Source organism: Micromonospora tarensis, assembly GCF_016803395.1.
In the GTDB taxonomy this organism is placed as follows: Bacteria; Actinomycetota; Actinomycetes; order Mycobacteriales; family Micromonosporaceae; genus Micromonospora; species Micromonospora tarensis.
Genome location: NZ_JAEVHL010000314.1, coordinates 1 through 6,280 on the forward strand (window position 1 = coordinate 1; position 6,280 = coordinate 6,280).

10 protein-coding genes are annotated in these 6,280 nt (G+C 74.3%); 9 read left to right on the plus strand and 1 reads right to left on the minus strand.

The window, feature by feature from the left end; translation table 11 throughout:
- The 9 genes from JM949_RS32465 to JM949_RS32495 all read left to right on the plus strand — a co-directional run.
- Window positions 1-315: DUF2087 domain-containing protein (locus JM949_RS32465; RefSeq protein ID WP_203151895.1), on the plus strand; the 315-nt coding region annotated here is incomplete at its 5' end.
- Between the two features lie 51 nt (window positions 316-366).
- Entirely contained in the window at window positions 367-843 is a 477-nt protein-coding gene (locus JM949_RS32470) for a MarR family winged helix-turn-helix transcriptional regulator (RefSeq protein ID WP_203151896.1), read from the plus strand.
- A gap of 75 nt (window positions 844-918) precedes the next feature.
- The gene (locus JM949_RS32475) at window positions 919-1,206 is read left to right on the plus strand and encodes a DUF6069 family protein (RefSeq protein WP_203151897.1); all 288 of its coding nucleotides are present in this window, start codon (window positions 919-921) and stop codon (window positions 1,204-1,206) included.
- Window positions 1,143-1,331 (plus strand): DUF6069 family protein, encoded by a 189-nt coding sequence (locus JM949_RS38735; RefSeq protein WP_309232427.1) that lies wholly within the window; start codon window positions 1,143-1,145, stop codon window positions 1,329-1,331. The genes JM949_RS32475 and JM949_RS38735 overlap by 64 nt, the downstream gene beginning before the upstream one ends.
- Window positions 1,332-2,043: 712 nt before the next feature.
- On the plus strand, window positions 2,044-3,255 hold the full coding sequence (locus JM949_RS39420; RefSeq protein ID WP_309232428.1) for an ATP-binding cassette domain-containing protein: 1,212 nt from the start codon (window positions 2,044-2,046) through the stop codon (window positions 3,253-3,255).
- 30 nt (window positions 3,256-3,285) lie between these two features.
- Entirely contained in the window at window positions 3,286-3,501 is a 216-nt protein-coding gene (locus JM949_RS38125) for a hypothetical protein (protein WP_238434290.1), read from the plus strand.
- 1 nt (window position 3,502) lies between these two features.
- Window positions 3,503-3,799, plus strand: coding sequence for a GNAT family N-acetyltransferase (locus JM949_RS38130; protein ID WP_305070623.1), 297 nt, complete (start codon window positions 3,503-3,505; stop codon window positions 3,797-3,799).
- Window positions 3,800-3,867: 68 nt separating this feature from the next.
- Window positions 3,868-4,293: an Hsp20/alpha crystallin family protein gene (locus JM949_RS32490; RefSeq protein ID WP_203151900.1), complete on the plus strand. Its 426-nt coding sequence runs from the start codon at window positions 3,868-3,870 to the stop codon at window positions 4,291-4,293.
- 68 nt (window positions 4,294-4,361) lie between these two features.
- The gene (locus JM949_RS32495) at window positions 4,362-5,360 is read left to right on the plus strand and encodes a tyrosine-type recombinase/integrase (protein ID WP_203151898.1); all 999 of its coding nucleotides are present in this window, start codon (window positions 4,362-4,364) and stop codon (window positions 5,358-5,360) included.
- A gap of 53 nt (window positions 5,361-5,413) precedes the next feature.
- On the opposite strand, the gene JM949_RS32500 is transcribed toward JM949_RS32495, so the two are convergent.
- A partial coding sequence (locus JM949_RS32500; protein WP_203151899.1) for an outer membrane protein assembly factor BamB family protein occupies window positions 5,414-6,280 on the minus strand: 867 nt, incomplete at its 5' end.

The following is a 6,280-nucleotide window of genomic DNA, read 5'->3' on the forward strand; positions in this document are numbered from 1 at the left end:
GTGGCGCTGCGGGAAGCCGCGCGCGACAGCCGTCCGGCCGACGACGCCGACCCCGACGCCGACCCGGTGCTGCGGACCTTCCTGCGTGGGGACCTCCTGGTGGGCCTGCCGGCCCAGCGGAGCAGGCGACGCGTCCTGCTGGCGCACATCGCCGAGCGGTCGTTCGCGCCGGGCACCCGCTATCCGGAGCGCGCCGTCGACGACGCGCTCAAGCGGTGGTGCGCCGGCGGCGGGTCGGATCACGCGACGCTGCGCCGCTACCTGATCGACGAGCGGTTGCTCACCCGCGATCAGGGCATCTACCAGCGGCTCTGATCGTCCGCGCACAGATCGTCTGGTCGCGGAACATCTTGCTAGCCTCGGCACATGACCTCCTGCACGCCCACCGACGGCCCACCCGACCTGCTGTTCCTGCTCTCCTGGGCGAGTCACGCGTTGCAGACCGAGCATGCCGCGGGGCTGGCCGAGTTGGGCATCTCGCCTCGGGCGCACTACGTGTTGGCGCAGGCCCGCACCGGCGATCTGACCCAGCGGGAGATCGGCGAGCGGTGCGGCGTGGACAAGACCACCATGGTCGTCACCCTCGACCAGTTGGAACGGGCCGGGCTGGCCGAACGCCGTCCGGCGCCGACCGACCGGCGGGCCCGGCTGGTCGTGGTGACACCGGCGGGGGAGCAGGTCCTGCGGCAGGCGCAGCAGGTGGTACGACGCATCCAGGACGACCTCCTCGCGACGCTGCCCGAGCAGGACCGGGAGGTGTTCCTGCGCGCCCTCCTGGCGCTGGTGGGTGGACCACTGGCCAACACCTCGCCGTACGCGCCGGGCAGTCGATCCGGCTGTTAATCCCGAGAAAGATAGTTCCGGACAAGACGATCTGTTACGGTCTTACTCGTTCGTTTCCCTGAACGAGGAGCCGCCATGAGTGCTGCCGCCGTCACCACCCCCACCACCTCAACGCTGCGCCGCCGCGCCCTCGGCGTCGGTGCCGCCGTCGCGTCCTGCCTGGCCATCTGGTCGATCGGCGCGCTGGCCGGAGTCGACTACACCGTCGAGAGCCCGGGTCAGCCCGCCACGGTCATCGGGGCGGCCGCGATCGTCCTGGTCTCCCTGGGCGCGCCCTGCTCGGCTGGGCGGCGTTGGCAGTGCTGGAGCGGTTCGTCCCACGGGCGGCCCGTCCGATCTGGATCTCGCTGGCCCTCGTGGTGACCCTGCTGTCCTTCGCCCCGCTGGCCGGCACCGAGGCCACCGGCGGCGCGAAGCTGTTCCTCGGCGCCACGCACGTGGCCGTGGCGGTCGCACTGATCGCCCTGCTGCCCCGCCCTCGCCGGTAACCGGTCGCGCCTCGCCGCGCGGGATCTCCACCCGCCCACCCCCTGCCGCGTCCCGGGGGTGGGCGAAATTCGTGCGACCGCGCGCGTCGACGCTGCTAGCATCGCCGCCATGGCACGAGGTATCTGGTCGCAGAAGGTCCGCTCCGCCCGCTGACGGCGGCGCCTTCTCCCTGCTGAATTCGCGCTCGCCGTCCCGGTTCCCGCCGGGCGGCCTGCTGTTGCTGCCCGGCTCCATCGCGAGCTGCGGAGCACCGTTGAACCTCAACCCCGAAAGCCTGTCGCTGCCCGTCGAGGCGGGCGGCAGCGCGCATGTGCGCGCGACCAACATCACCGTGACCCGCGGGTCCCGTCGCGTGCTGAACGACGTGTCGCTCACCGTCTCCGCCCGGTCGCGGGTGGCGGTCGTCGGCGAGAACGGCCGCGGCAAGACGACGCTGCTGCACGTCCTCGCCGGGCTGATCACGCCGGACGACGGCACTGTCCAGCGGGCCGGCACGATCGGATTGGCCCACCAGGAGTTGTCCGCCCGCGACGGCGAGACCGTCGGCACCCTGACCGCCGAGGCGTTGGCCGGGTCGCTCGCGGCGCTCGCCGCGCTGGACGCGGCGGCCCTCGCCCTGGCCGGAGGCGACCCGAGCGCCGACGCCGCTACGCCGCCGCGCTCGAGGCCGCCACCCGGCTCGACGCCTGGGACGCCGAGCGTCGCCTCGACGTGGCGCTCGACGCCCTCGACGCCTGCCCGGACCGCGCCCGCCGACTGGACACGCTGTCGGTCGGGCAGCGCTACCGGGTGCGGCTGGCGTGCCTGCTCGGCGCGCGGCACGACGTGCTGCTACTCGACGAGCCGACCAACCACCTGGACGCCGACGGTGTGGACTTCCTGACCGGTCGCCTGCGCGAGCACGACGGCGGTCTGGCGATCGTCAGCCACGATCGCGCGTTGCTGCGCGACGTGGCGAACCGCTTCCTCGACCTGGATCCGACCCGCGACGGGAAGCCCCGACTCTATGCCGGCGGCTACGACGCCTGGCAGGACGCGCGGCGTCGTGAGCGGGAACGCTGGGAGCAGGACCACGAGCAGCAACAGGACGAGCGTCGCCGACTCCAGGACGCGGTGTCGAGGGCCCGCGACCGGCTCTCCACCGGTTGGCGACCGGACAAGGGGACCGGCAAGCACCAGCGCCAGTCCCGGGCCCCGGGTGTCGTGCAGGCGCTGCACCGGCAGCAGGACGCGCTGCGGGCCCACCGCGTCGACGTGCCGGAGCCACCGCCGACGCTGCGGATGACGGACCCGGGCGTACGGCCTGGTGCGCCGCAGGTACGCGCGCAGGGGGTGGCGGTCGCCGGTCGGCTCGCCGGCCCGGTCGACCTCACCATCGACGGCGGTGACCGGTTGCTCGTGACCGGGCCCAACGGCGCCGGGAAGTCCACCCTGCTCGCGGTGCTGGCCGGCGCGCTCGAACCCACCGACGGGTACGTGTGGACGGCGCCCGGGGCCCGGGTCGCCCGGGTCACCCAGGAGACCGCCGGGCAGGGCACCGACCGCACCGCCGGCGAGGTGTACGCGAGCCGGGTGGGAAAGCTGGTCGCCGGCGGGGTGCTCGCCGACGCCGACACCGTGCCGCTGGGATCGCTGGGACTGCTGGACTCCACCGCCATGCGCACGCCCGTCGGGCGGCTGTCGCCGGGGCAGCAGCGCCGCCTCGACCTGGCGTTGGCGCTGGCCGGGCGGCCCACGCTGATCCTGTTCGACGAGCCGACGAACCACCTGTCGTCGGCGCTGGCCGACGAGCTGACCACGGCGCTGCGCCACAGCACGGCCGCCGTGGTGGTCGCCACCCACGACCGTCAGGTGCTGCGCGACCTGGCCGACTGGCCGCGCCTGCGGTTCGGCGAGACGTCCACACCGGGCTCGGTCCACTAATGCCGTTGACCGGGCGGTGATGATCGACAGGTGACCAGCACCGTCCGGCCCTCCTGGGTGACCAGCACCGTCCGACCCGACGACCCCGACGCGGTGCTGCTGCTGCGCGAGTACATGACCGAGATGGTGGTCCGCTACCACCGCCGTCCCGCCCGCCCGGCGAGGTCGACGCGGCGCTGGCCGAGCTGCCCAGCGACGACCTGGCCGGCCGGATGGGCTGTTCCTGCTCGCTCACCACGGCGCTGAGCTGGCCGGCTGCGCCGGTCTGCGCTGGCGACCGGACTTCGCCGAGCTGACCCGGGTGTTCGTCCGGCCCGCGCATCGAGGCGTCGGCGGGGGCGCCGCGCTGCTGGCCGCCGTCGAGCAGGCGGCGCGGGCGGCCGGCGCCTACCGGATCCGCCTCGACACCCGACACGACCTGGTCGAGGCCCGCGCGCTGTACGCCCGGCACGGCTACGTCGAGATTCCGGCGTACTCGCGGGGGCCGTACGCCGAACACTGGTTCGAGAAGCAGTTGACGTCCGCCGGAGGACGCGCTAAATAAGAAGAGGAAGTTGAGTCACCCGGACTCAACCCATCACCTTCGGCCAGGAGATCCGAGGAGGCATGACCATGTTGATGCGTACCGACCCGTTCCGCGAGATCGACCGGCTCGCCGAGCAGTTCTTCGGTACGGCGGCCCGTCCCGCGACCATGCACCTGGACGCCTACCGCGACGGAGACCACTTCTACGCCGCGTTCGACCTACCCGGCGTCGACCCCGAGACCATCGACTGCACTGTCGAACGCAACGTGCTCACCGTCCGGGCCGAACGTCGCCGGCCCACCGGCGACGGCGTCGAACTGGTCGCCGCCGAACGCCCGATGGGCACCTTCACCCGGCAGCTGTTCCTCGGCGACACACTCGACACCGACAAGCTGGAGGCCGGCTACGAGCACGGGGTGCTGACGCTGCGCATCCCGGTCGCCGAACGCGCCAAGCCCCGCCGGGTCGCCATCAAGGCCAACGGCGACGGCCGCCGACAGATCAACGCCTGACCGCACGGTGACGGGTGGGATCGCGCGCCTACGCGCCGATCCCACCCGAGGCTGAGAACCTTTTTCACATGGTGTTCCCCCACGCTCCGGTCCTCGCCCGCCCGAGCGCACCACCCGCGCTGCCCAGCGGGCCGGTCGAGGTCACCGAGGCGTGGCTGCGCAACCGGCGGCTGTCCGAGCACACCCGCGACGCGTACCGGCGCGACGTCACCGGCTGGCTCAACTGGTGCGCCGCCCGCGACCTGGACCCACTGCGGGCCACCTTCCTGCACGTCAACGAGTACGCCCGAGCGTTGGAAGCCGGCGTCGACGCGCGCAGCGGTCGGCCGCTGACCCCGGCGACAGTGGCGCGTCGGCTCTCCGCGCTGTCCAGTTGGTACGACTTCCTCGTCAAACTCGGCGCCGTGCCGGCCAACCCGGTCTCCGGCGCCGACCGGCCGCGCGTCGACCGGGACCACTCCGCCACCGTGGGGCTCACCCCCGAGGAGGTGGACGCCCTGCTCAGCGCCGCCGACGCGGACACCAGCGCGACCGCCGCGCGCAACCGGGCGGCGATCGCGCTCCTCGCCGACCTGGGGCTGCGGGTCGGCGAGCTGATCTCGCTGGACCTGACCGACCTCGGCACCGAACGCGGCCACCGCAGCGTGCGCTTCATCGGCAAGGGCGGCAAGCAACGCCGCCGCGCCCTGACCCCCGGCACCGGGTACGCCGTGGACGCCTACCTGTCCCAGCGGGCCGCCGCCGCCCGCGTGCCGGTGTCGGAGCTGACCGGCCCGCTGCTGGTCACCGCCAGCGGTGCCCGACTGGACCGGCACTCGGTGTTCCGGATGGTGCGCCGACTGGCCCGCGCCGCCGGCATCCCGGCCTGGGCGAAGCTGTCCCCGCACTCGCTACGGCACGCCTTCGCCACCACCGCCCGCTCGGAGGGCGTGCCGCTGGAGGACGTGCAGGACGCGATGGGGCACGCCGACCCGCGCACCACCCGCCGCTACGACCGGGACCGGCACAACCTCGACCGCGACCCGGCCTACGCGGTCTGGGCGGCCCGTTCGCGCCGCCGCGGCTGAGCGCGGGGCGGGGCCGTTCCGATCAGCTCGGGCCCGCTGCGCTGACCGCCGGATCACCGGCCGTCGAGCGGCCAGATCGTCACCCTGGTGGTGCCGTCGCGGCAGCTGAGCCCGACGCCCACCCGCCGGCAGTCGGTCAGGCCGGCCGGGAGCACCGCGGACACCCGGTGACCGTCGCGGCCCGCCGTCGCAACCAGCGTGCGCTCGCCGTCCGACGCCATGCCCACCAGCACCAACGGCTCCGTGGCCACCCGTGGGCCGGGCACGGTGCGCCAGCGCGCGCCGGCCGGCCACGTCCACGCCCGGGCACCGGTGCCCGCGTCGATCGCCCAGCGGTCCTGCGCGTCCTGTGCGCAGAGCAGGCCCTGACAGGGCCGCAGGACCACCTCACCCGCCGGCACCGGCGACCGCCAGCGCGCGGAGAACCCGGGCAGGTCGTACCCGCTCAGCAGCACGGCGCTGCCGCTCGGGTGGCGCAGCACCAGATGCTCACCGACGACCTGCGGGTTGTCCGGGCCGTAGTCGGCCGGCGGGAGCCGCCCCCGCCCGCGTTCGGTGCCGTCGTGGGCGTCGAGGAGCCGGGCCAACCCGTCGTCCTGCACCAGCAGCAACCGCCCGGGTAACGCCCGCAGCACCGCCGTGGAGGGCACCGCGACGGACCAGCGGGTCGCGCCGGTGGTCGGGTCGACGCCGCGCACCGCGCCCTCGATCCGTCGCCCCGGCTCGGCGGCGCTGCGCACCTCGCTGACCGCGACAGTGGCGTCGCCGGCCGGGTACACCCGCTCGGGTCGCCGCCACAGCACCTCGCCGGTGCGCATCGACCGGGCGGTGGTCGCCCGCGCCCCGCGCGCCTGGTCACGTTCGACGAGCAGCAGCAGGTCCCCGGCGGCCTCGGCGGACCACGCGGCGGCCGGCGGCAC

Coding starts and splice junctions, on each gene's coding strand:
- JM949_RS32470 (WP_203151896.1), top strand. CDS start 367: ATGACCTCCTGCACGCCCACCGACGGCCCACCCGACCTGCTGTTCCTG.
- JM949_RS32495 (WP_203151898.1), top strand. CDS start 4,362: ATGGTGTTCCCCCACGCTCCGGTCCTCGCCCGCCCGAGCGCACCACCC.
- JM949_RS32490 (WP_203151900.1), top strand. CDS start 3,868: ATGTTGATGCGTACCGACCCGTTCCGCGAGATCGACCGGCTCGCCGAG.
- JM949_RS32475 (WP_203151897.1), top strand. CDS start 919: ATGAGTGCTGCCGCCGTCACCACCCCCACCACCTCAACGCTGCGCCGC.